Annotated in this window: 22 protein-coding genes and 2 pseudogenes; 19 read left to right on the top strand and 5 right to left on the bottom strand. The window is 60.9% G+C overall.

Going from position 1 to position 25,485, the window contains the following annotated elements; genetic code table 11:
- Positions 1-84: 84 nt before the first annotated feature.
- Positions 85-768, top strand: a complete 684-nt coding sequence (gene betI, locus RAZWK3B_RS07425; protein WP_007813728.1) for a transcriptional regulator BetI — start codon at positions 85-87, stop codon at positions 766-768.
- Positions 769-771: 3 nt separating this feature from the next.
- Here betI and RAZWK3B_RS07420 read toward each other — a convergent pair whose 3' ends face one another.
- Both RAZWK3B_RS07420 and RAZWK3B_RS07415 read right to left on the bottom strand, forming a co-directional pair.
- Positions 772-1,572: an alpha/beta hydrolase gene (locus RAZWK3B_RS07420; RefSeq protein WP_007813726.1), complete on the bottom strand. Its 801-nt coding sequence runs from the start codon at positions 1,570-1,572 to the stop codon at positions 772-774.
- Positions 1,573-1,813: 241 nt separating this feature from the next.
- Entirely contained in the window at positions 1,814-3,010 is a 1,197-nt protein-coding gene (locus RAZWK3B_RS07415; protein ID WP_083799050.1) for a mandelate racemase/muconate lactonizing enzyme family protein, read from the bottom strand.
- Positions 3,011-3,174: 164 nt separating this feature from the next.
- Here RAZWK3B_RS07415 and RAZWK3B_RS07410 point away from each other — a divergent pair, with 164 nt between their 5' ends.
- The 12 genes and pseudogenes from RAZWK3B_RS07410 to RAZWK3B_RS07355 all read left to right on the top strand — a co-directional run bounded on the left by RAZWK3B_RS07410 (position 3,175) and on the right by RAZWK3B_RS07355 (position 16,703).
- Complete coding sequence (locus RAZWK3B_RS07410; protein ID WP_007813722.1) at positions 3,175-3,516, top strand: GMC family oxidoreductase N-terminal domain-containing protein; 342 nt, start codon at positions 3,175-3,177, stop codon at positions 3,514-3,516.
- Between the two features lie 222 nt (positions 3,517-3,738).
- Positions 3,739-4,734, top strand: a complete 996-nt coding sequence (locus tag RAZWK3B_RS07405) for an ABC transporter substrate-binding protein (RefSeq protein ID WP_007813720.1) — start codon at positions 3,739-3,741, stop codon at positions 4,732-4,734.
- A gap of 133 nt (positions 4,735-4,867) precedes the next feature.
- Complete coding sequence (locus RAZWK3B_RS07400) at positions 4,868-5,950, top strand: quaternary amine ABC transporter ATP-binding protein (protein ID WP_007813718.1); 1,083 nt, start codon at positions 4,868-4,870, stop codon at positions 5,948-5,950.
- Positions 5,951-6,264: 314 nt separating this feature from the next.
- Positions 6,265-8,019 (top strand): ABC transporter permease, encoded by a 1,755-nt coding sequence (locus tag RAZWK3B_RS07395; RefSeq protein WP_198133262.1) that lies wholly within the window; start codon positions 6,265-6,267, stop codon positions 8,017-8,019.
- 79 nt (positions 8,020-8,098) lie between these two features.
- Positions 8,099-9,259 (top strand): iron-containing alcohol dehydrogenase, encoded by a 1,161-nt coding sequence (locus tag RAZWK3B_RS07390; protein ID WP_198133261.1) that lies wholly within the window; start codon positions 8,099-8,101, stop codon positions 9,257-9,259.
- A 16-nt stretch (positions 9,260-9,275) separates the two neighbouring features.
- Complete coding sequence (locus RAZWK3B_RS07385; protein WP_007813712.1) at positions 9,276-10,703, top strand: aldehyde dehydrogenase family protein; 1,428 nt, start codon at positions 9,276-9,278, stop codon at positions 10,701-10,703.
- 13 nt (positions 10,704-10,716) lie between these two features.
- Positions 10,717-10,848, top strand: a complete 132-nt coding sequence (locus tag RAZWK3B_RS21805; RefSeq protein WP_286131801.1) for a hypothetical protein — start codon at positions 10,717-10,719, stop codon at positions 10,846-10,848.
- A gap of 7 nt (positions 10,849-10,855) precedes the next feature.
- A pseudogene (locus RAZWK3B_RS07380) lies at positions 10,856-12,216 on the top strand (FAD-dependent oxidoreductase).
- Positions 12,217-12,218: 2 nt separating this feature from the next.
- Positions 12,219-13,535: pseudogene (locus RAZWK3B_RS07375) on the top strand (FAD-dependent oxidoreductase).
- Between the two features lie 415 nt (positions 13,536-13,950).
- Positions 13,951-14,964, top strand: coding sequence for a tRNA dihydrouridine(20/20a) synthase DusA (gene dusA, locus RAZWK3B_RS07365; RefSeq protein ID WP_007813696.1), 1,014 nt, complete (start codon positions 13,951-13,953; stop codon positions 14,962-14,964).
- 132 nt (positions 14,965-15,096) lie between these two features.
- Positions 15,097-15,921 carry a sulfite exporter TauE/SafE family protein gene (locus RAZWK3B_RS07360; protein ID WP_007813693.1) on the top strand — a complete coding sequence of 275 codons (825 nt, stop codon included), beginning with the start codon at positions 15,097-15,099 and terminating at the stop codon, positions 15,919-15,921.
- A complete protein-coding gene (locus RAZWK3B_RS07355; protein WP_007813692.1) occupies positions 15,915-16,703 on the top strand; it encodes a hypothetical protein in 789 nt (262 codons plus the stop codon). Before RAZWK3B_RS07360 ends, RAZWK3B_RS07355 begins: the two co-directional genes overlap by 7 nt.
- Positions 16,704-16,733: 30 nt before the next feature.
- On the opposite strand, the gene RAZWK3B_RS07350 is transcribed toward RAZWK3B_RS07355, so the two are convergent.
- From RAZWK3B_RS07350 to ccmI, 3 genes are read right to left on the bottom strand one after another with little or no spacing between them, the layout of a single operon-like run.
- Positions 16,734-16,976 (bottom strand): DUF1289 domain-containing protein, encoded by a 243-nt coding sequence (locus RAZWK3B_RS07350; protein ID WP_007813691.1) that lies wholly within the window; start codon positions 16,974-16,976, stop codon positions 16,734-16,736.
- A complete protein-coding gene (gene ruvX / locus RAZWK3B_RS07345; RefSeq protein ID WP_007813690.1) occupies positions 16,973-17,449 on the bottom strand; it encodes a Holliday junction resolvase RuvX in 477 nt (158 codons plus the stop codon). Before ruvX ends, RAZWK3B_RS07350 begins: the two co-directional genes overlap by 4 nt.
- Entirely contained in the window at positions 17,446-18,678 is a 1,233-nt protein-coding gene (gene ccmI, locus RAZWK3B_RS07340) for a c-type cytochrome biogenesis protein CcmI (RefSeq protein ID WP_007813689.1), read from the bottom strand. Before ccmI ends, ruvX begins: the two co-directional genes overlap by 4 nt.
- 217 nt (positions 18,679-18,895) lie before the next feature.
- Here ccmI and RAZWK3B_RS07335 point away from each other — a divergent pair, with 217 nt between their 5' ends.
- The 6 genes from RAZWK3B_RS07335 (at position 18,896) to RAZWK3B_RS07310 (ending at position 25,428) form a co-directional block, all read left to right on the top strand.
- Positions 18,896-20,140 (top strand): sarcosine oxidase subunit beta family protein, encoded by a 1,245-nt coding sequence (locus RAZWK3B_RS07335; protein WP_007813688.1) that lies wholly within the window; start codon positions 18,896-18,898, stop codon positions 20,138-20,140.
- A gap of 85 nt (positions 20,141-20,225) precedes the next feature.
- Positions 20,226-20,555, top strand: coding sequence for a sarcosine oxidase subunit delta (locus RAZWK3B_RS07330; RefSeq protein WP_007813687.1), 330 nt, complete (start codon positions 20,226-20,228; stop codon positions 20,553-20,555).
- Positions 20,552-23,563, top strand: coding sequence for a sarcosine oxidase subunit alpha family protein (locus RAZWK3B_RS07325; protein WP_007813686.1), 3,012 nt, complete (start codon positions 20,552-20,554; stop codon positions 23,561-23,563). The genes RAZWK3B_RS07330 and RAZWK3B_RS07325 overlap by 4 nt, the downstream gene beginning before the upstream one ends.
- Positions 23,556-24,128 (top strand): sarcosine oxidase subunit gamma, encoded by a 573-nt coding sequence (locus RAZWK3B_RS07320; protein WP_007813685.1) that lies wholly within the window; start codon positions 23,556-23,558, stop codon positions 24,126-24,128. Before RAZWK3B_RS07325 ends, RAZWK3B_RS07320 begins: the two co-directional genes overlap by 8 nt.
- Positions 24,129-24,227: 99 nt before the next feature.
- The gene (locus tag RAZWK3B_RS07315; protein ID WP_007813684.1) at positions 24,228-24,827 is read left to right on the top strand and encodes a superoxide dismutase; all 600 of its coding nucleotides are present in this window, start codon (positions 24,228-24,230) and stop codon (positions 24,825-24,827) included.
- Positions 24,828-24,972: 145 nt separating this feature from the next.
- Positions 24,973-25,428: a host attachment family protein gene (locus tag RAZWK3B_RS07310; RefSeq protein ID WP_007813681.1), complete on the top strand. Its 456-nt coding sequence runs from the start codon at positions 24,973-24,975 to the stop codon at positions 25,426-25,428.
- The last annotated feature ends 57 nt before the right edge of the window (positions 25,429-25,485 follow it).

The following is a 25,485-nucleotide window of genomic DNA, read 5'->3' as shown; positions in this document are numbered from 1 at the left end:
AAGTTTCTGATTACCTTAGTCAGACAAGGTTGAATCTCTCGGGTTTTCGGTCCGCAGATAAGAACTGACAAAGGAAACTACCAATTGCGATCAAGGTCGATCCGTACGATCCGACGTGCCGAACTCTCAAAGGCGGCATTCGAGGCTGTGGTCCTTTATGGACTTCGTGGAACGACACTTGAGAAGGTCGGCGAGATTGCAGGCGTTTCCAAGGGTGTCGTCTTGCATCATTTCAAAGACAAGAGCTCTTTGCTTGAGGCCGTGATCCGCCGAACCAACGGAATGCTCAGCACGTCGCTGGTCGAACTCTATCGGCACGCTGAGACACCCTATGAGCGGCTTTGGGCCATCATCATCGCGAATTTCCACGAGTCGATCTTCAATCAGGCAGTCTGCCAGGCATGGGTGTCGCTTATGGCAGAGGTTCCCCATAACAGGTCATGCCAACGCGTGCAGATTGCCAATTATGCGCGCGTGTCCAGTAATTTTTCGCATGAGTTGAAGCACTTTGTTACAAGAGATGAAGCCAAGATCATCGCGCGCCAGCTCAACCTGTTGATTGACGGCATTTGGGTGCGGGTTGGCTCGCGGGTCGAACCGCTCGATAGCGACCGTGCAATCGGCGACCTTGAGTATTTCCTGATGCGGTTTCTACCAATGGATGAAGAAAGCATCCAAAAGCATCGGGCTGCACGCGAAAAGATCGAGAACGTGGCACGTATCGCACTGGGAACGCGTGCATTTCTTGAGACCGCAATGGCACGCTGATGGTCAGTCACCGGCCATGACCCGGGTCAGGTGGTCTGCGATCTGACGGATGGACTGTTGCGCCTCAGGCAAGTTTTTATACCATTCAAAGACGTGCCAAAGACCTTCCCACACTTGCAGATCGACCCTCGCTCCGCTGTCGCGCAGCCGTTGTGACAGCTGAACCGCTTGGCTTAGCAGCAGGTCGCGGGTTCCAGTGCTGATCAGGACCGCAGGAAAGCCGGAATCGAACATGCCGTTGATTGGTGAAATCAATGGCTGATCCACATTGTTGGTCCCAGCATAATAGCTTGCCGCGATATCCGAATTTCGCCGCGTCAACGTGGGGTCGCGGCCATCGTTGAAGGTCAGGCTCTCGCCTGCGTTGCTCAGATCGCACCACGGCGACAGAAGGGCGGCAGCACCGGGCAATCGCAAACCTTCGGCTTTCGCCTTTAGAATCCAAGCGAGCGACAGGTTTCCCCCTGCAGATTCCCCTATAATTGCAAACGTCTGGTCGGCAATCGTCCGGTAGACCGCAAAGCCATCGTCAACGGCAGCCGGCCAGGGATGTTCGGGTGCCAGCCGATAGTCCGGCACAATGACCCTAGCACCGCTCAGGGCCGAAATTGGGGCTATGATCGGCAGGTCTTCGATTGGGCTTCCTTCGACCATGCCACCGCCAAAACCATAGAGTATGGGCCAGTCGACCCGCAGGGTTGTTGGGCGCACGTCCAAGCAGCGCACCCCGCCAAGTGTTACTTCATCTAGCTTAACGCCATGCTCCTTACATATGCGTGGAGCTTCGGCATTGGCCAACTCCATCGCTTTTGCCCGCAAGGCGGGTAGGTTTCGAGCCGATCTGTCTCTTGCTCGGACGCCTTGATCCAGAAAGTTCAGGGCGGCGTCGCTGAGATGTGGGAAGGGTGACATGATTGGGATCCCGTGGTTATTGTGCCTGTCGGCCAAATGCGATTGACTTGCGTTTGAAAGACAAATGACGAGTGGTCATAAAATTCTTAGGTGCGGATCTGTGGGTTAGGCCTTGGGGCCATCTTGTAGATCATCACGCAGTCGGGCGACTTGATTGAAAATGTTCGGAAAGTTTGCCCAAGGCTCCCGTGTCTATCTCGACACCAAGCCCGGGTAGTCCGGACAGATGAGCATCCGTGCCGTCCACGCGAAAACCGGTGGTCGCGTACCCGGTTCCAGGTTCAATGTATTCCGGGTATATCTCTGCCATCTCGGCGTTTGGGATCGCCGCACAGATATGCAGCATCGCTGCCGCCGCAACCGTCATTGAGTTCCAGCAATGCGGAGAGATTCTGACATCTTGGCGGTGGGCCTCCTCGGCAAGTTCAAGCATATCCAGAATGCCGCCCATACCGGCAATGTCCGGGTTCAGGATATCTGCGGCATCGGCCGCCAGAACCGAACGGAAGTGCGGAAGGCCACAGTTCTTTTCACCCGTAACGAGTCGCATTCGTGTGGTCTTACGGAGCCTTGACAGGGCCTCGATGTCTTGGCCGTCGACAGGCTCTTCAAACCAGTAAGGACGATATTTTTCGATCCTTTCAGCCACGAACAGCGATGTCTCGAGGTCGTCCTGGCTGTCCATGTCAACCATGAGATGGATTGCATCGCCGATCGCATCGCGCACGTGTCGCACAACGTCCACGGCCTGCGGCGCCGAATGGTTCAGCATCGGATGGATCTTGACCGCCACATATCCCTGAGCGACCAGGTCGGAAGCCCGCATTGCCAGAGAATCGTCATCCCATTGTGTGTCGCTCCAGATATTCGCGTAAACCGGCAGGGGCGTCCTGTGGTCCCCGCCAAGAACGTCACAAAGCGGTTTTTCCGCAAGCTTGCCATGGATGTCCCACAATGCCATTTCCAGCGCGCTCGTTGCGGCGGAGAAGTCCAGGCCGCGATGTTTCGAGGCGATTTCAAGTGCCATGGCGCGAAACGCCCAAGGAGATGCAGATTGCAGCGAAGCCGCCGCTTCGCCAAGTGCATGAATGATCTCTGCGACGGCTTTCTCGCGACAGGGCAGAACAAATGCCTCGCCCAAGCCGGCTATTCCGCTGTCGGTGGTGACACGAAGCAGCAGACAGGGTTTTACGTCACTCCAGCCTCCGCCGCCCTTTGCCGGGGCGGTGATCCAGGTCTCGATCTGCGCCAGCACGACGTGTGCGACCCCGGAGGGCGCTTGCCGATTTAAAGAGGATGGGGCCAAGGGGCGACGGGCGATTGTCTGCATCTGATGTGTCCAGGAAATGAGTATTCAAAAAACTAACCTATGGTCAGTTTATAGACAATGAGCATGTTTAGATGGTTGGGTGGCAGTGCGAACGGCTCCTGTTACCATCCCCCTGTATACGGCGCGAGTGTATTGGACCGGCCAGGCCATGCAGGAACGCGGTCATGAAATTCGACTACATCATCGTGGGGGCAGGCTCGGCCGGTTGCGATCTGGCCAATCGCTTGACCAGCGATCCACGCAACCGGGTCTTGCTTCTGGATGCGGGCCCTGACAACAGCGCGCTCTCCCTGAAGATTCCGGTTGCACTTTTGACGACCCTGAAAGGCACCAGGTACAACTGGGCTTTTGAGGGTGAGCCTGAACCATCGCTCAACGATCGCAAGATAAGTCATGACCGTGGCAAGACGGTTGGGGGCTCGTCCTCGATCAACGGGAAGGTGTTCGTCCGGGAACATGCATTGGACTACGAAGGCTGGCGACCGGCAGGCTGGCCGAAAAGCTGAGCGATGACATTCTGGGCCGCGTGCCCCTGAAGCGGGACGATGCCGACGTCTGGTCCAATGAGCAAGCCGCGACACCGCAGCTTTGAGGAACGCCGTGCAGCAAGAGGCAAGGCCGAACGCGGGTCGCGAAAAGTAATAGAAATCCGTAGGCATGAAAACTATACATTGACATAAAAAACCGACCAAAGGTAAGTTACATCCGGGGAAGAGAGGCCAACACCTGTGCCACTTCAGACAGCGGCCAAATCGTCAATTTCTGGGAGGAAGACATGTTTTTCGACACTGAAGGCAGCTCTGGTTGCCACGTCTCTTATCGCGTCGGCATCCGTTGCGTCCGGGCAATCGGTTCCCGAGTCCACCGATCCGATCAAGGTCGTTCTGAACGACTGGACTGGTCAGCTTTTCTCGGCGAACGTCGCGGGGCTGTTGCTGCAGGAGATGGGCTATAATGTCGAGTATGTGAGCGCCGGTGCCCTTCCGCAACATGTTGGCCTGCAACAAGGCAACCTGCATTTCGTCTCCGAAGTCTGGAGTAACAATGTCGGGGATATCTATCCCAAGGCGCTTGCCGCCGGAGAGGTCGTGAACCTGGGCAGCCTCGGTCTCGATCTCAAGGAAGGCTGGGTCTATCCGCCCTATATGGAAGAGGTTTGCCCCGGTCTGCCGGATTATAGAGCGCTCTATGATTGTGCGCCGGCCTTTGCGGCCCCTGAGACCTTTCCCAAGGGGCGTCTGATCACCTATCCGGCGGATTGGGGCACCAGATCAAGGGATCTGGTAGCTACGATCGACATGCCGCTCGAGCCGATCGCGGGCGGCAGCGAAGGGGCGATGATCGCGGAACTTCGTTCTGCCATCGACGCGCAACAGCCCATCCTCATGATGATGTACCAACCGCACTGGATATTCAGCGAGTACGAGCTGAACTTCGTCGAGTGGAACCCGATCGAGGGCGAATGCGTGGAAGAGAGCCAAATGCGCGAAACCGCCTGTGGTTTTCAACAGGCGACAGCTGACAAGGTCGTCTGGGGCGGTTTCGAAGCTGAATGGCCGGCCGCGTTCCGGATGCTGTCGGCTTTGACGCTGACAAACGCCGACGAAAACGCGGCCATTCTTGCTGTCGATACCCAGGGCGCCCAGGTCGAAGACATCGCGGCAGACTGGGTTGCAAAGAACGAAGCAACTTGGAAGCCCTGGATCGAACAGGCCCTGCAATAGCCTCGATCATCCCTGCACAAACAGCCGAAGACGTCCGCCAAGCATGGTTTCGACCCGATACTGCCGAAAGCTGTGCGCCTATGGCCGACCGTCCGCATCGCGCGTTGTGCCTTCGATCCAACGGGAGCCCGCCATGACAAACACAACTGCCGACCCGGGCCCGGTCAGATTGTCCTGCCGGAACGTCTGGAAGGTCTATGGGGCTTACCCGGATCGGTTCTTTGAGGCCGCATCGGGACCGGGGCGCGATGCCGCGACAAAGGCTGCCGAAATCCAAGCCGAAGGGCACATCGTCGCCAATGCCGATGTCAGTTTTGATGTCCACGAGGGGGAGATATTCGTGATCATGGGGCTGTCGGGATCGGGCAAGTCGACCATCCTGCGTTGTCTGTCCCGTTTGGTCGAGCCTACGGCGGGTGAGATCCTGCTTGACGGTGAGGACCTGTTGAAAAAGTCGACCGCCGAGTTGATCGATATTCGCCGCCACAAGATGGGCATGGTGTTCCAGAATTTTGGTCTGATGCCGCATCTCAACGTGATCGACAACATCGCGTTCCCCCTGAAGGTGCAGGGCATGCGCGCGGAAGATCGCTATGCATGTGCCGCGCGTGTGATCGATCTGGTGGGGCTCGCAGGCCGCGAACACGACTTTCCAAATGCGTTGTCCGGCGGTCAGCAGCAGCGTGTGGGCATCGCCCGGTCGCTCGCGGTTGAACCTGACGTCTGGTTCCTGGACGAACCCTTTTCGGCGCTCGATCCCTTGATCCGCAAGCAGATGCAGAACGAATTCCTGCGCATTCAGTCGCAACTGCGCAAGTCCATCGTCTTCATCACCCATGATTTCCAGGAGGCACTCCGGATCGCCGATCGCATGGCCATCATGCGCGACGGTGCCGTGGTGCAGATCGGTCGTCCGATTGATCTGATCCTGAACCCGGCGGATGACTATATCCGCGACTTCACGCAGGACGTTCCCTGGGAAAGCATCATGCGCGCGCGCGACATCATGGAGCCGGCTGACGGGCCTTTGGACAGCCTGCGCCGGGTTCCTGCAGATGCGCTTGTCGAAAGCCTGTTGGCCGATCTGGCCAGCGCGGCAGCCGGCGTCGTTGTCGAAGGCGCCGATGGTGCCGTTCTTGGGATCGCAACCGCTCGGAGCTTTGCTGCGTCGCTGGCCCGGGGCTGCATTCCCGGTAACCACTCGGGGCCTGCATGAAGCAGTTGCCGGATCGTTTTGATCGCGCCACGCTATTGTGGCTTGGCGCAATCGCCCTGACCCTGATTGGCGTGTTCGTGCAGGAGCATCTGGACTGGCTGGCGCGCTACCCTGAAACATGGGTCGTGCCGCTTGCAGATGTCCTAAACGCCTTGTCCAACTGGATCGTGGGGCAGTTTTCCCCGGTTTTCCAAGCCATATCCCTTGTTCTGGGAGTCCCGATCAAGGCTGTCCAGCAGGTGCTGCAAGTGCTTCCCTGGTCGGTGACCATGTTCGGGTTTTGCGTTTTGGCCTATGCGGCTTCGGGCTGGCGGTTGGCATTGTTCACCTTTGGGGCGTCGGCTTACATGCTTGCCATCGGCTACTGGGACGCGGGGATGAACACCTTGTCTCTGGTGGCGATCTCTGTCCCTTCGGCAATCCTTGTGGGCTTTGCAATCGGCGTCTGGGGGTTTCGTTCGCCACGTGCAGAGCGGATCATCATGCCCGCGCTGGACCTGCTTCAGACCGTCCCGACATTCGCCTACCTGCTTCCAATCTTGATGCTGTTTGGCTTTGGAACGGTCGTCGGGCTGATCGCGAGCATCTTGTATTCCTTTCCCCCGATGGTGCGCAACACCATCCTTGGGCTGCGCCGTGCGGCCCCGGAGGTGATCGAATCCGGACTGATGGCCGGCGCGACGACGAGACAGCTTTTCTGGCAGGTTCGCGTCCCCTCGGCGCGGCGACAGCTTCTTCTGGGGGTCAATCAGGCGACCATGGCGTCTTTGAGCATGGTGATTATCGCGTCCATCATCGGTGGGACGGCAGACCTTGGCTGGGAGGTGCTGTCAACAATCCGAAAGGCTCAATTCGGTGAAAGCCTACTAGTCGGTCTGGTGATCGCACTGATGGCCATGGTGATCGATCGCGTAACAAGCGGCCTGGCGAATGGTTCGGACCGGGATGGCATGCCGCGATACCATCGGCATCTATGGATCATCGCGGTTTTGGGCAGCATCGTGATTTTCGCCGCGTCTCTCGTGGCCCCGATACTGAACGAATGGCCGGAAGCGTATCGCTTCAACCCCGCGCCTGTCATGAACGAGGCTCTGAGCGGCTTCATCACCACGTTTCGCACACAGATCGAAATGATCAAGACTGCGGCCTTCTATTTCTTGATGCTGCCCGTGAAGATCGGTCTGCAAGGCGCGGTCAGCCCCTATACATGGGGTTTTTCGCTGACCACTGCACACTCACTGGCCTTTGCCCTGAGCACGGTCGCGCTTGCCCTTTGGTCAACGACACGTCGGGGGCCAAAGGTCGGCATCGCAATCCTCGTCTTTGCCGTTGTATATTATTTTGGGCTGACCGGCTTGCCGTGGCCGGCCCTCATCCTGCTCCTAGCCCTCCTGGCCTATGGAATTGGTGGCGTTGTCCTTTCGTTTGGCACGATTCTTGGTCTGGCTTTCATCCTCGTAACCGGCAACTGGCCTGCCGCCGTGCTCTCGATATACTTGTGCGGGATTGCCGTGGTGATTGCGTTCACTATTGGCACTGCCATCGGTATCTGGGCCGCCCAAAATGACAGGGTCTCGGCTTTCGTTCGCCCGATCAACGACACGTTGCAGACCATGCCGCTATTCGTGATCCTGATCCCTTTCGTGATGGTTTTCAGGATTGGAGACTTCACCGCGCTTCTGTCGGTCATCGCCTATGCCATTGTTCCCGCGATCCGCTACGCCGAACACGGGTTGCGCAGCTTGCCGGATACTGTGATCGAGGCGGCGCGGATGGTTGGGGCGACGCCGCGCCAGATGCTCTGGCAGGTGCAGATTCCGCTGGCTCTTCCGGTCATTATGCTGGGCCTGAACCAGACAATTCTCTACGGCATCGCCATGCTCGTGATTGCCGCGCTCGTGGGTGCGGGAGGATTGGAGCAAACCGTTTACACCGCTCTGACCGACGGCAACGTGGGTGAGGGCCTGATCGCAGGCCTTGCTATGGCGGTCATCGCCATCATCGCCGACCGAATGACAAACGGTTGGAGCCGAAAGCGCCAGTCAGCCCTCGGTTTCGGCACCGGATAATGGCCCTTCCTTCCCCCCAATGCAGGCGCCTCGCGCTTCTCCAAAGGACCCAAAGACAATGAAAATAGATGATCTGACGATGCTGGCCGCACACGACTGGGACTTTCCGGTCCCGATTGCCTATGGTCCGGGACGATTGGCCGAGATGGGGCGTCGCTGTATAGAACTTGGTATCCGCAATCCGCTGATAGTGACTGATCGCGGCAGCCGTGACTTGCCCTTTATCGGTCAACTTCAATCCTTGCTTGAGGATCAAGAACTAGGCGCGACAATCTTTTCGGACATTTCCCCCAATCCGGTGGACAGCGAAATCGGATTGGGGCGCAAGGCGTTCCGCGCGGGCGGTCATGATGCAGTCATCGCGATCGGCGGCGGGAGCGCCATGGATGGCGGCAAGGCTATCTGCCTGACGGCCAACAACGATCATGACCTCTGGGCGTTTGAATTCGAACAGCCTGTGCCGGTTATCGGGCAGGGCGAAAACTTTCCGGTCCTGATCACCATTCCGACAACCGCGGGTACCGGTGCCGAAACCGAAAGCACCGCCATGGTGACGCACGCGGCCAAGGGCATGAAGTTTTGCGTCTGGCACCCGGACCTGAAGCCGGCGCTGGCGCTCTTGGACCCGGAACTGACGGTTGGCCTTCCTCGCACGCTCACGGCCTGGACCGGGGCGGATGCGCTGGTTCATGCGATCGAGGCCTATCTCGTGCCGGGCTTTAACCCGTTGTGCGATGGCCTGGCGCTGGAAGGGCTGGCCCTGATTGCAAAGTGGCTGCCGGTCGCCGTAGAAGAGCCACAGAATCTGAACGCACGGGGGGGGATGCTGGTCGGCTCAAGCCTCGCCGGGATCGCTTTTCTGAAGGGTCTCGGCATGGTCCATGCGATTTCCCATATGGTCGGAGCCGAATTCAACACGCAACACGGCTTGACCAACGCGATCCTTCTGCCCGTCGTGCTGCGCTTCAACTTGCCGGGTCAGGAAGAAAAGGTGCGCCGCATGGCCCAAGCTATGGATCTGTCCGATATGTCCGTCGAAGGGTTTATGGCTGCCGTGGAAACCATGCTCGACCAGATTGAAATTCCGAAGTCTCTGGGCGAGATTGGCGTACCTGCAGATTGTGCTGCAAGGATCGCGGACAAGGCGTTGAAAGACAGTGCCGCCCGCACCAACCCCCGTGTGGCAACACAGGCCGAAGTGCAAGCGATGATCGAAAACGCCATCGCGCATGCGCGCTGACAATAGGGCGGGAAGAATGCTGAACCTGACTAAATTCTACATCGATGGGAAATGGGTTGCCCCGCAATCCTCGGTCACCTTGCCGGTTCTGAACCCGGCGACCGAGGCACAGATCGGCACCGTTTCTATGGGCAATGCGCAGGACGTGGATCGCGCCGTAGCGGCTGCAAAGGCGGGTTTTGTGGACTTCTCCACCACGTCAAAGGCAGACAGGCTCGATCTTTTGCATCGGTTGAAGTCTGCGACCGAGCGGCGCTTCGAGGATCTGGCGCAGGCCATGCGGATGGAGATGGGTGCCCCGATCACAATGGCGCGGTCCGCCCAGGCGGACGCGGCCATCGGTCATCTGCAGGGCTTCATCGACGCGCTGGAACAGCTGGATGAGCGCCAGGTGCTGGCCAATGGCGACGTTCTGTTGCGTGAACCGATCGGTGTCTGCGGGCTGATCACACCCTGGAACTGGCCGATGAACCAGATTGCGCTCAAGGTCATCCCGGCGCTGGCCACAGGATCGACCTGTGTCCTCAAACCGTCGGAACACACGCCGATCTCGGCGATGGTCTATGCCGAGATTATCGACGAGGCAGGCTATCCGCCGGGGGTCTTCAACCTGGTGAACGGGGATGGCCCCACTGTGGGTGCCGCCCTGTCGCGTCACCCCGACGTCCAGATGATGTCCTTTACCGGATCGACCCGCGCCGGGATCGCCGTCACACGCGACGCCGCCGAAACGGTAAAGCGCGTGACGCTGGAACTGGGCGGCAAGTCGCCCAACCTCGTGTTCGCCGACTGCGATCTTGAGACACGGGTGGCGGAGTCTGTGCGCGAATGCATGTTCAACACGGGCCAGTCATGCGACGCGCCAACCCGGCTGCTGGTCGAGCGCGCCTGCTACGACGACGCGCTGCGCATCGCTAAGAGAACCGCCGAAAGCATCGCTGTCGGCGACCCCGCACAAGACGGCGATCATATCGGCCCGCTCTTCGACAAGATTCAATTCGACCGCGTGCAATCCATGATCGAAGTTGGGCTTGCCGAGGGGGCGAGGCTTCTGGCCGGTGGCCTTGGCAGGCCCGATGGTGTCACGACGGGATGGTTCGTTAAGCCCACGATCTTTGCCGATGTGTCAAACGATATGCGTATCGCCCAGGAAGAGATTTTCGGCCCCGTGCTGGTGATCATTCCGTTCGAAGACGAAGCTGAAGCCATCGAGATCGCGAACGATACGCCCTACGGACTTGCTGCCTATCTGCAAACCGGAGATCCCGGCCGAGCGCTGCGCGTCGCTGGACGGCTGCGCGCCGGGGCAATCCATATCAACGGCGGTGGCTTCAACTACGGCTCGCCCTTCGGCGGCTACAAACAGTCCGGCAACGGCCGGGAAGGCGGGCTGATGGGGTTGGAGGACTATCTGGAAACCAAGACGCTGCACGGCCTTGGATGAGAAACAATATGATATGATCGGAATCGAGGCCTTGCGCTATATCGCGGCCGAGGCGCCGAAACGGCATCAGCTGGGCGACCGTGTCATCGGGAGTCGCACGGCAGGAGTCTTCGACGGCACCCTGTGCGAATTGCCATTCCATTGAGGACGAAATGACGATTATCACCGAACCCGCCCAGCAGACGCCGGTCATCCATACCACGGACGTCTTGGTGGCCGGATCCGGCCCCGGGGGGCTTGCCGCAGCTCTTGCGGCAGCGCGGGCCGGGGTCGAGGTCTGTCTGGTGGAACGGTTTGGCTGTTTCGGCGGCAACATTACCGTTGTCGGGGTCGAGGGTTTTGCCTGGTATCGTCACGAGGCCACTGTCGAGGTGGGCGGTGTCGGACGCGAATTTGCGGACCGCGCGTGCGACATGGGCGCCGCCGTGCCCTTAAGCCAGTCGCTCAGCTATGAGATCGACAGCGAGGGCTTCAAGCTCGTCGCCGATCGGCTGGTCGAAGAAGCTGGTGTCCACGGCATGCTGCCCTCCAGTTCGTGGCCCCGGTGATGGAGGGCGACCGCATCGCCGGGATAATCGTCGAGTTGAAGGCGGGGCGCGAGGCGATCCTGGCCCGTGTCGCGATCAACGCGACGGGTGACGCCGACGTGGCGCACCGGGCCGGTGCACCCACCCACAAGACACCCGCCGAACACATGCAGGCCGCCAGAGTGATGTTCCACTTGGCCGGGGTCGACAAGGCCGCCTTCATGGCCGAGGTGCGCCGCGACCCACAGACCTACAAGGACTGGTCCACCGGCGAATGGACGGTGGAAACCGATGGGAAATAGGACGACTTGTTCTCTCCCTTCCTCAAGAAACCCTTTGACAAGGCTATTGAACAGGGTGTGATCCCGCCGCATTTGAACATTATCGCCGGGACATGGGGCGCGATCCATGACACGGGTGAACTGACCTATATGAACCTTGTGCATTTGGCGGGGGTGGACGGCACTGACCCTGACAGCCTGACGCAGGGAGAAATCGAAGGCCGCCGCCAGGCCATCATGGCTATCGAGGCGCTGCGCCGCTTCATGCCAGGCTGCGGCGGCGTGCGTTTACGGAATTTCGGTATGACCATCGGCATCCGCGACACGCGCAAGATCGACGCTGCCTACAACATGACCGAAACCGACCTGCGCCAGCAGGGACGGTGCCAAGATTACATCGGCATCTCCCCTGAATTCATTGACGGCTATAGCGTGCTGATCATACCGATTACTGGACGCTACATGCAGATACCCTACCGGGCGATGCTGCCCGGCAAGGTCAAGGGCCTGCTGGTAGCGGGTCGCGCCATTGGTGGCGACCACATCGCCCATGCCGCGACGCGCAACATGGCCTGCTGCGCGGTTGTGGGGCAGGGCGCAGGCGTGGCCGCGGCGCTGGCCGTCCGGTCGGGCCGCAAATTGGCAGAGGTCGACATGGCGGGCTTTCAGGCTGAACTGGTCCGCCAGGGCGTAAGGATCGCCTGATCATGACAGAGCGGACACGCGAGATCGAAACCGATGTGCTGGTTGTGGGTGGTGGAATCGCCGAGTTCGCGGCGGCGCTGTCGGCGGCGCGCGGCGGGCTGCGCGTGCGGCTGGTGGAGGCAGGGTCTACGGTCGGCGGCGTCATGGCATCCTGACCAGGCATGCCCTGGGGCGGCGGCCATCCGCTGGGCCACAGCATTGGTGGCATCTTCGGGGAACTGACCGACAGGTTGTCGGCCACGTCGCCACCCTGTGCCGAGGTTCGTCCCTGCACGCTGGAAAACTTCGACCCCGAGGTTCAATACGACCACGAGGCCGCAACACTCCTGATGTGCGAAATGCTCGACGAAGCGGGTGCGACCCTGCATCTCAACACCATCGCAGGCGAACCCGAGATGGACGGCAACCGGATCAGCGCGGTTTCGGCTCATGACTGGCTCGGCCCGCTCCGCTTTCAACCGCGCATGGTGATCGACTGTTCCGGTGACGGCGACCTATCGGCCTGGGCGAGCGTGCCGCACACGCTTGGCGACGGCAAGGGCAACATGATGGCCGTCAGCCTGACCTTTCACATGGTCGGCGCCGATACCGATGCAGTCTTTGCCGAAGGTGACCCCTATTTCCGCCGCTTTGCCGCCCGCGGCATCGCCGAAGGTCGGCTGCATCCCGATCTACACAAGCTGTATCTAATGCGCGGTTTTCACGCCGGCACCGTGTTTTGCAACACCGTGATTATCCGTGGCGTCGACGGCACCGACCCGACTTCCGTCAGCCGCGCAACGCAGGAAGGCCGACGTCGTTGCCACCAGGTCGCGCGCTTTCTGGCCGGGGACGTGCCTGGTTTCCGGGACGCGCGCATGTGGGGGCTGGGGCCATCCGTCGGTGTGCGGGAAACCCGGCGATTGCAAGCGATCTATCTCATCACGAGCGACGACATTGCCCGGGGGGGCAAGTTCGACGACGGCATTGCCGCCTGCGACAATCCGATTGACAACGTAATGCGCGCAAGCGCCGAGATGACCCATGAAGCGGCGGTCCGTTAGGGCGAGTATTACACCATCCCATTCCGCGCGCTGGTGCCCGAAACTATCGAGAATCTGCTGTTCGCCGGTCGTCTCATCTGTGCCGATCCGTTCGCCTTTGCCTCGATCCGCGGCATGCCGCAATGCATGGCGATGGGGCAGGCAACAGGTGTAGCTGCCGCGATGGCACTAGAGGGCGCTTTGCAGGTCCTGGAAGTGAATGGCGCGGCACTGGCTGCCGAACTGTTCCGGCAAGGGCTTGCCGGAATCGCCGATCGGAAACTGGTGGCTTACTGATGATCCAGGGAATTCCAGTAATTCTTAAACATAATTAGGACTCTTCGTAGTTTGGGCGCCGGCAAGTGTCTTGTCAAAAGAGCCTGAAGCAAGCATCGTTTGCGGCGGTACGTTGGAAACCTCCATACACATCCTCGCTAATGGAGGAGCGGAGCGAAACGGGCTTCTCAACATTATGTTGGAGGTATGGTGTGCAGGTGAAGAGCATACGGGATTGACCGGCTGTTTGGAGCCTTCTTGGAAATTCAATAGAGACGTATATCAGCTATCGATTAGGGGCCCGGGATAACAGCCCCACTCAAACAACGCCGTTTGCTTGTCTTCACCCTTGGGGGGCTAGACTGCCCCAATTCGTGTGCCGTATGTGTGCAATATGGTTCCAAAGGCCGGATCGCGGGCCATAGGAGAATTAGGAATGCCCAACAACGCAGCCACAGCGGCAGCGACATTATCCTGTGCCCCTATGATGGATTGGACGGACCGTCATTGCCGTTATCTGCATCGGCTTTTGTCTCGTCGGGCCTTGCTGTATAGCGAAATGGTCACTGCGGCGGCTCTGGTGCGGGGTGGTGCATTGCACCTGCTGGACTATTCGCCGCAAGAGCATCCCGTGGCGCTGCAACTCGGGGGATCCGATCCACAAGAGTTGGCGCAGGCTGCCCGGATGGGGGCCGAAGCGGGTTATGATGAGATAAACCTCAATGTGGGTTGCCCGAGCGACCGGGTGCAATCGGGCACATTCGGTGCGGTTCTGATGAAGGATCCGGGGCTGGTTTCGGAATGCTGTGCCGCGATGATAGAGGCCAGCGCTGTCGAGGTGACGGTCAAATGCCGGATCGGCGTGGATGACCAGGACCCCGAAACGGTGCTGCCGGAATTTCTGGCCCGCGTCAGTGCAGCCGGCGTACAGCGCTTTACCATTCATGCGCGCAAGGCGTGGCTGCAGGGGCTTTCTCCGAAGCAGAACAGGGACATACCGCCGCTGGACTATGACCTGGTTCTGCGGATGAAGGCGCTGTTCCCTGGGCTTCACCTGTCGATCAATGGTGGGATCACCACGCTTGACCAGGTGCGCGATTTTCTGGAGGCGGGTCTTGATGGCGTCATGGTGGGGCGCGCGGCCTACCACCAGCCGGCCGATATCCTGTGCGCGGCCGACCGTCTGATCTTTGGCGAGGAAGGGCCGGATACGACGCCGGATGACGCCGTTCTGAAGATGTTGCCATATATCGAGGCGCATCTGGCGCAAGGCGGACGACTGCATCAGATCACCCGCCATATGCTTGGGCTTTTTGCCGGGCGTCCGGGCGCGCGGGCGTGGCGACGCATCCTGTCCGAGGGTGCGACAAGACCCGATGCCGGGCCGGATCTGGTGCTCGATGCGTTGGCCGAAGTGTCGCAATCGCCGCCTGCCGAAGCCACGGGCTGACATGGTCTGACATGATCTGAGATCGCCGCGAGTGCGCAGGCTAAGTTCACCCGGCATCGCCCGTATCCGGCTTTTCCTGCCCGGCGCAGAGGTGTAAGGCGGGGCTGACCATAATCAAAAAGGCCACAGTTCATGCCCGATACGATGCTGTTGATACAGATGCTTGTCATGCTGATGGTAATCGGGGCTTTCGCCGGAGTGCTGGCCGGGCTTCTGGGCGTGGGCGGCGGTATCGTTCTTGTCCCGTCTTTTTTCTACGCCTTTCAGACACTTGGGTATGCTGGTCCGCAATTGATGCAGATCTGTCTTGCCACCTCTCTGGCGACGATCATCGTGACATCGCTGCGCTCGGTCCTGAGCCATCACAAGAAAGGCGCCGTGGATTGGGATATTCTCAAGACCTGGGCGCCCGGGATCGCGATTGGCGCCGTTGTCGGAGTGCTGGTGGCAGCCAGCCTCAAATCCACCACGCTGCAGGGGGTTTTCGGCGTTCTGGGGATCATTGTGGGCCTCTACCTTGGTCTGGGCCGTGCCCATTGGCGTTTGGGACCCCAGATGCCCTCCGGTCTCACACGGGCGCTCATGTCGCCCGTGCTCGGTTTCCTGTCGGTCCTTATGGGCATTGGCGGGGGCAGTTTCGGGGTGCCTATCATGAGCCTTTATGGTGTTGCGATACACCGCGCGGTGGCCACGGCTGCGGGGTTCGGGATCACCATTGCAGTCCCCTCGGTCGCGGCCTTCCTGTTTCTGGACATCGCTCCCGAGAACCGTCCCCCGTTGACCTTTGGCGCCGTCAATCTGGTGGCGTTCGTCACGGTTATCGCGATGACGCTGATCACGACACCTTGGGGGGTGCGCCTGGCACATGCGATGGATGCGAAGCCCCTGAAACGCATTTTTGCGGTATTCCTGACGCTCGTGGCGCTCAACATGCTGCGTAAATCCCTGGGATGGTAGAGGCGCTGTTGCAGAATGGCTGGAGCCGGTTTCCAGCCGAACGGGCGGTTGCCGAATGGGCCGCCGCAGCCCGTGTCATCGCCCAAGACGCGATGCGCGACCCCGCCGAGCAGGCCCGTTGGCTGCGCTGTGGCGGGACATGGTTCGTCGGTGTCGACACCTTGCCGAATGGCCCGGATGGCGCAGTCGCGCAAAGTGGGCCGGTGCAGGGCCGCGCGCTGGAAGCGGCGCGTGGTCTCTATGGGGATCTGGCGCTGCATCGTGGGCAGGTTTCGGTCACCTATCCCGGCTATCCGCGCCCATCACAGGACGAGAGTGAGGCGGCGTTTCGCTACAGGCGCAATCGCGATTCCGCGCATGTGGACGGGCTTTTGGCGGTGGGCGCTGAGCGCCGCCGGATGCTGAAAGAGCGCCACGCCTATATCCTTGGTCTGCCATTGACCGAAACCGGCCCCGGCGCAAGCCCGATGGTGGTCTGGGAGGGCAGCCATCACATCATGCGCGACATGTTCGCCAAAGCACTTGCCCAGAGGCCCGAGGCCGACTGGGCCGATATCGACCTGACGGAGATCTATCAGGCCACCCGCCGCCAGGTGTTCGAGACCTGCACGCGCGTGGAAATCGTCGCGTCTCCGGGCGAAGCCTATCTGGTGCACCGCTTCGCGCTGCATGGCGTGGCGCCATGGGCCGAAGGGGCCAGCGCACCGCCGGAAGGCCGGATGATCGCCTATTTCAGGCCGGAACTGCCCTCTGGAAATCGAGACTGGCTCGAACTGCCATAGACGAGCTGCGGCTGTGACAGGCTGTTGCCGTCAGTGTTGCGTCGGTTTCACGCGGGCGGCGCGGCCGCCACGCCGCTTGGCTAGGCTTGGGGCACGGTCGGGCAGGGCGGCCATGATCTCGCGCCGTTCGGTACTCTCCATTCGGGACCAGCGGGCAATTTCATCCATGGTGCGATAACAGCCGGTGCATATCCGCGCCTCGGGATGCACCACGCAGATGCGGACGCATGGGCTTTCGATCTCGTTCCGGGTCCAGATCTTGTCGTCTTTCACTGCGCCGCCCTCATATGCGTCAACCGATCCAACACGCCTTGCAGGATATAGGATGCGGCGACATTGTCGATGACTTCGGCGCGACGCTTTCGTGACGTATCCGCCTCAAGCAGGGCGCGTTCCGCTGCGACTGTCGACAACCGCTCGTCCCAGAAGGTGATCGGCAATTCCGTCAATGGCTCGAGATTGCGGGCAAAGGCCCGTGTCGACTGACAGCGGGGGCCTTCCGATCCGTCCATGTTGCGCGGCAGGCCCAGAACGAGCCCGGCCACCTCGCGCTGTGTCGCGATCTCCAGCAGGCGGGCGGCATCGACGGAGAATTTCTTGCGCTTGATCGTCTCGGTTGGAGTGGCCACCGACAATAGCCTGTCGGATATCGCCACGCCGATGGTCTTGGTGCCCAGATCCAGCCCCATGATCGGATGGCCTTTGGGTAGGGTCATGGCGAAGGCGCCGATCGTCTCACAGATCATTCCGCGATACCTGCGGCTTCGGCGGCTTCTTGCAAGATCGCCATATCCTCCGGCGTTTCGGAGAACAGGGTTTGCGCCTCGGACCAGATGGCGCGCGCCTGATCGGTATCGCCCAGAACACCGAGCGCCCGGATAAGCCGCGCCCATTCTTCGGCTGTACCGCCTTCGGTCGCTAGCCGTTCGGACAGGCCCGTGACCATGCCGCGGATCATCTGCTGACGCTCCTCTGGGGTCATGTCCTCGGCCGCAGCCATGTCTTCGACGGTCGGGCCGGGGGCGATGCCTTCCAGCGGCGGCAGGGTGTATTCCGTTTCGCCCGCACGCCAAGCAACTTCCTCAATCCGCTCGCGGATCGGGGCCACCCAAGGCGCATCGGGGCGGCTCTCGCGCAGCAAGGCATCCCATGTGCGGAAGGCAGAATCCGGCCGGTCCACCTGCATGAGGTAGAGACCCAGATAATAGCGCGCGGGCGGGTTGCGCGGATCACGCTCAAGCGCTGAGCGCAGCGCCGATTCAGCTTCGCTCGAGACATAGCCGCCCGTGGCGGAAATCATCAACTCCGCCAGATAGGCGTAATCCGAGGCGCTCGCCTCGTCGCCCTTGACCTCGATGATGCGGTTCTGTGCGTCATAGGCAGCGATATAGTCGCCAAGACCGGCCTCGTTGCGCGCCAAAAGGGTCAAGCCGCGCAGATCGTCGGGGCGGTTCTTCACGGTCTCGCGCAACTGATCCATCAGCGTAAGGAATTGTTCGGTGGCGTTCGGGTTGACCGGCGCGGGCGGCATGCGGCTTTCCGCCTCGGACTGGCTCAGGCGGTTGGCCCTTGCTGCGTCGGATTCCGCGATCCGCGTCTTCAGTGGCAGGTCGCGATAGCCCGGCGCGCCAATCTCGGTATAGACCCAGACCGATCCCGCCGCGAGCACCGCACCAAGCGCCACCGCCACGATGAGCCCGCCACGGCCCGGCTGCCCCCCTGTCTCGCCGCCATCCTGCAATTGCGCATCTGCCGCCAGCACGCGTCGCGAGATTTCAGCGCGCATCCGCTCGGCATCCTCGGTGCCGATCACACCGCGGGCCAGATCACGGTCCACTTCCTTGAGCTGATCGCGATAGACCTGCAAGTCATAAGCGGCCGGAGGCTTGTCGCCCACGCGTCCACGCATCAAGGTCAGGCCGATTATGACACTGACCACGAGCGCAAGCGCGCCACTGACGATCCAGAAAACCATGCGTCCCCTCCGGTAAATCTGCGCCCTAGTTAACGACGCCGGCCCGCGGAAAAAAGGGGCAAAGCGGCGCAGGGCGACCAGCGCCTTGCGCGTTGATGTCGCAATGTCGCTATTCGGGTGTTTTATGCCGCGCGGAGTATCCTTTAAGCGACGCTTGTGGCGCATTACCCTGACAGAGAAGATCGCCTGCGATTCCAACCTTGTTCAGAGAGCGCGCATGAAACGTTATTCCGCCTTTGCCGTCGCCCGCGAAGCCCTGCGCTACCATATGGGCTGGGAACGGGCCTGGGCCTCGCCCGAGCCGAAGAAGAAATACGATGTCATCATCGTTGGTGCAGGCGGGCATGGTCTTGCCACGGCCTATTACCTCGGCCGAAATTTCGGGATCACCAATGTGGCCGTTCTCGAGAAGGGCTGGCTTGGCGGCGGCAATACGGGCCGCAACACCACGATCATCCGCTCGAACTATCTCCAGGATCCGTCGGCGGCGATCTACGAAAAGTCGCGCAGCCTGTACGAGACGATGAGTCAGGATCTGAACTACAACGTCATGTACAGCCCCCGTGGGGTCATGATGCTGGCCCAGACCCAGCACGAGATCCGCGGCTACGAGCGGACCGCGCATGCAAATGCGCTGCAGGGTGTCTCGACCGAGTTCATCTCGCCCTCGCGCGTGAAGGAACTGGTGCCGATCATCAATATCGATGGCCCGCGCTATCCGGTGCTGGGGGCCTTGTGGCAGCCGCGCGCGGGTACGGCGCGCCATGACGCGGTGGCCTGGGGCTATGCACGGGCCTGCAGTGCCATGGGGATGCACATCATCCAGAAATGCGAAGTGACCGGCATCAGTCGCGAGGGTGGCAAGGTGACCGGCGTAACCACAAATCGCGGCGATATCGCCTGTGACAAGCTGGGCATCGTGGTTGCGGGCCATTCGGGGCATCTGGCCGACATGGCGGGCTTCCGCCTGCCGGTGGAATCGGTGGCCCTTCAGGCCCTGGTCAGCGAACCGATCAAGCCCTGCATGGATGTGGTCGTGATGGCCAACACCGTCCATGGCTACATGAGCCAGTCCGACAAGGGCGAGATGGTGATCGGCGGCGGCGCAGATGGCTACAACAACTTCACGCAGCGCGGCAGCTTCCATCACATCGAAGAAACCGTGCGCGCGCTGGTCGAAACTTTCCCGATGATCAGCCGGCTCAAGATGCTGCGACAGTGGGGCGGGATCGTGGACATGACCGGCGACCGCTCGCCGATCCTGTCGCGCACCCCGGTCGAAGGCGTGTTCATCAATTGTGGCTGGGGGACGGGGGGCTTCAAGGCGATTCCCGGATCGGGCTGGGGCTTTGCCGAGCTGATGGCCAAGGGCCATGCGCCGCTCTGCGATGAATTCAGCCTGAACCGGTTCCGTGAGGGCCGCTTCATCGACGAAAGCGTGGCCGCGGGGGTCGCGCACTGATGACAGCCCCACGCGCAAAATTCTTCGACGAATTTCGCCAAGGCTTTTCGAAAAGCCTTGGCACCCAGATCACCGGAGGCACGACATGCTGATCCTGACCTGCCCCTGCTGCGGCGTGACCGCCGAGGAAACCGAGTTCCACCCAGGTGGCGAAGCCCATGTGAAGCGCTTCGGCCCCGGATCGAACGATGACGAGTTTCACAGCTATCTGTTCGAAAAGGTGAACCCGAAGGGCGTGCATTTCGAACGCTGGCGCCATGCCAATGGCTGCGGCAAGTGGTTCAACGCGGCGCGCTGCACCGTGACCCTCGAGGTGTTCGGGACATATTCCGCGCAGACCACCGAGCCGCCGCAAGACATCAAGGACAAGATCTCGGCCAAGCGGCCGGGCTGGAGCTGGAGAGAGTTCGCATGAGCACACGTCTGGCCAATGGCGGCCGCCTTCTCAATCGGGGCAAGCCGCTCGAGTTCACCTTCAATGGCAAACATCTGCGCGGGGTCGAGGGCGACACGCTCGCCTCCGCGCTGCTGGCCAATGATCAGATGCTGGTGGGCCGGTCCTTCAAGTATCACCGTCCGCGCGGCATTGTCGCTTCGGGCGGGGAAGAGCCGAATGCGCTGGTCGGTCTGGGCGAAAACGGCCGGTTCGAGCCGAACCAGCGGGTCACCACGACCGAGCTTTTCGACGGTCTCACCTGTGCGAGCCAGAACCACTGGCCCAGTCTGGAATTCGACGTGGGCGCGGTCAACGCCAAGCTGTCGCGCTTCCTGCCGGCGGGCTTCTACTACAAGATGTTCATCCATCCGCGCCCGTTCTGGAAACATGTCTACGAGCCGATCATCCGCCAGTCGGCTGGCCTCGGCAAGGCGCCGCGCGACCGCGATCAGGACAGCTACGAGCATTTCTACGCCTTCTATGACGTGGTTGTGATCGGCGGTGGCGTGGCCGGGCTGCAGGCGGCACGCGCCGCAGGGGCCGCAGGCGCCAAGGTGCTCTTGATGGAGCAGACGCCGCATTGGGGGGGGCGCGCCCCTGTCGATGGCGGCACGGTCGATGGTCAGCCTGTGGACAAGTTCGTGGATGAAATTGTTTCCGAACTTGAAACAATGGGCAATGTCACGCTGCGCACCCGGATGATGGGCGCGGGCGTCTATGACCACGGCTACATGCTGGGTTATGAGCGTCTGAACGATCATCGGCCCGATGCTGCCGGCCCGCGTCACCGCCTGTGGCGCATCCGGACGGCTCAGATCGTGACTGCCACCGGCGCGATCGAACGCCCGCTGAGCTTTGCCGGAAACGACATCCCCGGTGTCATGCTGGCCTCGGCGGTGCGCGATTACGTGGTCAATTACGGCGTGTCCATCGGTGACCGCACCGTGATCGTCACCAATAACGACGATGCTTACCGGACGGCGATCACCCTGAAAAAACAGGGTCTGGAAGTGCCGGTGATCCTCGATGCCCGCGCGTCGGGCGGTGGGGCGCTGGCTGACGAGGCGCGCGCGCTTGGCATTCGCATCGAAAACGGCAAGGCGATCGCCAAGGTCAAGGGCGGCAAACGCGTCGAAGGTGTCGCGATCTGTCTGCAGGCCGGTGAAGGTGCCGTGCTGGAAGAGATCAAATGTGACGTGGTCGCCATGTCGGGCGGCTGGTCACCGGTGGTTCATCTGTGGTCGCACTGCGGCGGTAAGCTGTTGTGGGACGACGAAAAAGCGATGTTCCGTCCGGATGTGGACAACCCGCCGACAGGCGCCGATGGGGCGCGCTTCGTGCTGCCTGCGGGGGCGGCCGATGGCGAGATGCATCTGGCCCGCGTTCTGGAAAATGCCGATGCCGCGGGACGTGCGGCGGCACAGGCGGCAGGCCATGCGTCCAAACCCGGCACGTTGCCCGTCCGTGAGACGCAGGAGGAGGCGCCCATGACTCCGGTCTGGATGATGCCCCAGGGCGCTGGCATCAAGCTGCGCATGAAGGCGTGGCTGGATTACCAGAACGACGTCAAGGTCAGCGATGTTCAGCTTGCCGCGCGTGAAGGCTTCGAATCGGTGGAGCATGCCAAACGCTACACCACGCTCGGCATGGCGACCGATCAGGGCAAGTTGAGCAACATCAACGGGCTTGCGATCCTGTCGGACACGCTTGGTCAAGCGATCCCGCAGACCGGCACCACCACGTTCCGCCCGCCCTATACGCCGATCTCGCTTGCGTCGATTGCGGGCCCTGCACGGGACGCGACGTTCCAGCCGTTGCGTCGGACGCCGATGCATGGCTGGCACGAGGCCAACGGCGCCTATTTCGAGCCGGTGGGCGCCTGGCGCAGACCGTATTGTTTCCAAAAATCGGGCGAATCCATCACCGATGCCGTCCAACGCGAGGTAAAGGCCACCCGTGACAGTGTCGGGCTTCTGGATGCCTCGACGCTTGGCAAGATCATCGTCAAGGGGCCGGATGCCGGGCGCTTCCTCGACATGCTCTATACCAACATGATGTCCAATCTGAAGCCGGGGCGTTGCCGCTATGGTCTGATGTGCAACGAAAACGGCTTCCTGATGGATGACGGTGTGGTGGCGCGTCTGGATGACGATACGTTCCTGTGCCACACCACAACCGGCGGCGCGGATTCGATCCATGCCCATATGGAAGAGTGGCTGCAGACGGAATGGTGGGACTGGAAGGTCTATACCGCCAACGTGACCGAGCAATATGCCCAGATCGCCGTGGTCGGCCCCAAGGCGCGCAAGGTTCTGGAAAAGCTGACCGATGATGACATCAGCGCCGATGCGCTGAGTTTCATGGGATGGAAGGACATCACGCTTCATGGCATCAAGGCGCGGGCGTACCGTATTTCGTTCTCGGGTGAGCTGAGCTACGAGGTCGCGGTGCCCGCCAGTCAGGGGCGCGCCCTTTGGGATGCGCTACTGGCCGAAGGCAAAGAGTTCGGCGTGACCCCCTATGGAACCGAGGCGTTGCACATCATGCGCGCCGAAAAGGGCTTCATCATGATCGGGGACGAGACCGACGGGACGGTTATCCCGCAGGATCTGGGTCTCGACTGGGCGATCTCGAAGAAGAAAGAGGATTACCTGGGCAAGCGCGCGCAAGAGCGCAGCCACATGACCGATCCCACCCGTTGGAAGCTGGTCGGCCTGCAGACGCTGGATGGCAGCACGCTGCCGGACGGCGCATATGCCACGGCAGATGGCACCAATGCCAATGGCCAGCGCAATGTGCAGGGGCGCGTCACCTCGAGCTATCATTCGCCGACGCTTGGCCGGGGCATCGCCATGGGGGTGGTTCTGAACGGACCGGCTCGGATGGGCGATGTGCTGGATTTTCCAAAGGTGGACGGCACGGTGATCAAGGCGAAGATCGTCGATCCCATCTTCTATGACAAGGACGGGGAAAAGCAGAATGTCTGAAGCAGTCAGCGCGCTCAATGGCGCAACCGATGAAGGCTTCGTGCGGGTCGCGGAATGGGGCCTGACCGGAATGATCACGCTGCGCGGCGATCTTGGCGCGGCCAAGCTCCAGAAGGCCGTCAAGGCGCTGTGCGGCGTCGAGCCGCCGGCCCGTGGGCATGTCGCTATGGCGGGTGATACGGCGGTCGCGTGGATGTCGCCGGACGAATTGTTGCTGATGGTGCCTTATGCGCAGGCCGATGACCTTTGTGCCAATCTCGATCAGGCTCTGGCGGGCGAACACGCCCTTGCGGTCAATGTCTCGGATGCCCGGGCCGTGTTCCGTCTCTCGGGCGGTGACGCTGTCCGCGAGGTAATCGCCAAGCTCTGTCCGGTCGACATGACCGCTTCTGCATTCGGTCCCGGTCAGTTCCGGCGCACCCGGCTGGCGCAAATTCCGGCGGCGATCTGGATGCCCGAAGAGGGGGTGATGCAGGTCGTCTGCTTCCGCTCGGTGGCGCAATATGCGTTCGATCTGCTGAAAAACGCCGCAACGCCGGGCAGTGAGGTGGGCCTCTTTTCCTGAGCGTTTTGCCGGGAAAAAGCCGGTCTGCCCCTTGACCTCGTGGCGCAGAGGTTACCATGTAGTGCCACATGACTTCTGATAACGAACAGGGGGCCCGAAATGGCTTTTGAACTTCCCGATCTTCCCTATTCGCATGACGCGCTGGCCGATCACGGCATGTCGCGCGAAACGCTGGAATACCACCACGACATCCACCACAAGGCCTATGTCGACAACGGCAACAAGGCTGTTGCCGGCACCGAGTGGGAAGGCAAATCTGTCGAAGAGATCATCAAGGGCACCTACGACCCCAAGGCCGTTGCCCAGAACGGCATCTTCAACAACGCCTCTCAGTTCTGGAACCACAACCAGTTTTGGGAAATGATGGCGCCGGGCGGCACGGGCATGCCGGGTGAGCTGGAAAAGGCATTGGTCGAAAGCTTCGGCTCGGTCGACACGTTCAAAGAACAGTTCGCCGCGGCGGGTGCAGGTCAGTTCGGCTCGGGCTGGGCGTGGCTGGTCAAGGATACCGATGGCAGCCTCAAGGTCACCAAGACCGAAAACGGCGTAAACCCGCTGTGCTTCGGACAGACCGCCTTGCTGGGTTGCGATGTCTGGGAGCATTCCTACTACATCGACTTCCGCAACAAGCGTCCTGCCTATATCCAGAACTTCCTCGACAATCTGGTGAACTGGGAAAACGTCGCGTCGCGCATGTAAACCGCGCCAACCCCGAACCGCTTCAACCCCGTGCCGGTCTCCGGCGCGGGGTTTTCATTTGCGCCGATTGATGCCGGTCATCGCCTTTTCCATGGCAGAGGTCATGCTTAGGTCAGGGATGGACCATGAGAAAAGGAGTTGCAGAATGACGGAACTGGCACATGGCGCTTGGGTCTTGGTGGCCGATGGTGAAAAAGCCCTGTTTCTGGAAAACATGACCGACGGGCAGGACCCTTATCTCAAGGTTGTCCGCATCGAAAGTCAGGACAACCCGCCGCATGGCCAACAGGTCAGCGACAGGCCCGGTCGGATGCCGGATGACAGTGTGGGGCAACGTTCTGCGATGGAAGAGGTGGACTGGCATATGATCGCCAAGGAGCGTTTCGCCTCAGACATGTCCGACATTCTCTATAGGCTGGCGCATCGCAACGCGTTCGAACAGATCGTTCTGGTGGCACCGCCGCGCACGCTTGGCACATTGCGTGACAAATTACACAAGCAGGTCGCGGCGCGCGTCGTGGCCGAGGTGCCCAAGGACATGACCAACCATCCCGTCGACCGGATCGAAACCCTGCTCAAGGCCGAACTGGCCAAGGGCTGATGCCTGCCCGGCGCGCGGGATTTCCTGCTTGCCTTCCCGCGCAGGCTGCGCCAGCAC

The organism is Roseobacter sp. AzwK-3b (assembly GCF_000170875.1).
GTDB lineage: Bacteria > Pseudomonadota > Alphaproteobacteria > Rhodobacterales > Rhodobacteraceae > Roseovarius > Roseovarius litoreus.
The sequence above is the reverse complement of the archived record's forward strand: the minus strand, read 5'-3'. Positions and strand labels throughout refer to the sequence as shown.

What these genes read in the sequence shown, in the direction of transcription:
- RAZWK3B_RS07355 (WP_007813692.1), top strand. Translation starts at nt 15,915, where the DNA reads ATGGTAGAGGCGCTGTTGCAGAATGGCTGGAGCCGGTTTCCAGCCGAA.
- dusA (WP_007813696.1), top strand. Translation starts at nt 13,951, where the DNA reads ATGCCCAACAACGCAGCCACAGCGGCAGCGACATTATCCTGTGCCCCT.
- RAZWK3B_RS21805 (WP_286131801.1), top strand. Translation starts at nt 10,717, where the DNA reads ATGATCGGAATCGAGGCCTTGCGCTATATCGCGGCCGAGGCGCCGAAA.
- ruvX (WP_007813690.1), bottom strand. Translation starts at nt 17,449, where the DNA reads ATGATCTGTGAGACGATCGGCGCCTTCGCCATGACCCTACCCAAAGGC.
- RAZWK3B_RS07320 (WP_007813685.1), top strand. Translation starts at nt 23,556, where the DNA reads ATGTCTGAAGCAGTCAGCGCGCTCAATGGCGCAACCGATGAAGGCTTC.
- ccmI (WP_007813689.1), bottom strand. Translation starts at nt 18,678, where the DNA reads ATGGTTTTCTGGATCGTCAGTGGCGCGCTTGCGCTCGTGGTCAGTGTC.
- RAZWK3B_RS07415 (WP_083799050.1), bottom strand. Translation starts at nt 3,010, where the DNA reads ATGCAGACAATCGCCCGTCGCCCCTTGGCCCCATCCTCTTTAAATCGG.
- RAZWK3B_RS07390 (WP_198133261.1), top strand. Translation starts at nt 8,099, where the DNA reads ATGCTGGCCGCACACGACTGGGACTTTCCGGTCCCGATTGCCTATGGT.
- RAZWK3B_RS07400 (WP_007813718.1), top strand. Translation starts at nt 4,868, where the DNA reads ATGACAAACACAACTGCCGACCCGGGCCCGGTCAGATTGTCCTGCCGG.
- RAZWK3B_RS07420 (WP_007813726.1), bottom strand. Translation starts at nt 1,572, where the DNA reads ATGGAGTTGGCCAATGCCGAAGCTCCACGCATATGTAAGGAGCATGGC.
- RAZWK3B_RS07410 (WP_007813722.1), top strand. Translation starts at nt 3,175, where the DNA reads ATGAAATTCGACTACATCATCGTGGGGGCAGGCTCGGCCGGTTGCGAT.
- RAZWK3B_RS07315 (WP_007813684.1), top strand. Translation starts at nt 24,228, where the DNA reads ATGGCTTTTGAACTTCCCGATCTTCCCTATTCGCATGACGCGCTGGCC.
- RAZWK3B_RS07330 (WP_007813687.1), top strand. Translation starts at nt 20,226, where the DNA reads ATGCTGATCCTGACCTGCCCCTGCTGCGGCGTGACCGCCGAGGAAACC.
- RAZWK3B_RS07335 (WP_007813688.1), top strand. Translation starts at nt 18,896, where the DNA reads ATGAAACGTTATTCCGCCTTTGCCGTCGCCCGCGAAGCCCTGCGCTAC.
- RAZWK3B_RS07360 (WP_007813693.1), top strand. Translation starts at nt 15,097, where the DNA reads ATGCCCGATACGATGCTGTTGATACAGATGCTTGTCATGCTGATGGTA.
- RAZWK3B_RS07385 (WP_007813712.1), top strand. Translation starts at nt 9,276, where the DNA reads ATGCTGAACCTGACTAAATTCTACATCGATGGGAAATGGGTTGCCCCG.
- RAZWK3B_RS07325 (WP_007813686.1), top strand. Translation starts at nt 20,552, where the DNA reads ATGAGCACACGTCTGGCCAATGGCGGCCGCCTTCTCAATCGGGGCAAG.
- RAZWK3B_RS07310 (WP_007813681.1), top strand. Translation starts at nt 24,973, where the DNA reads ATGACGGAACTGGCACATGGCGCTTGGGTCTTGGTGGCCGATGGTGAA.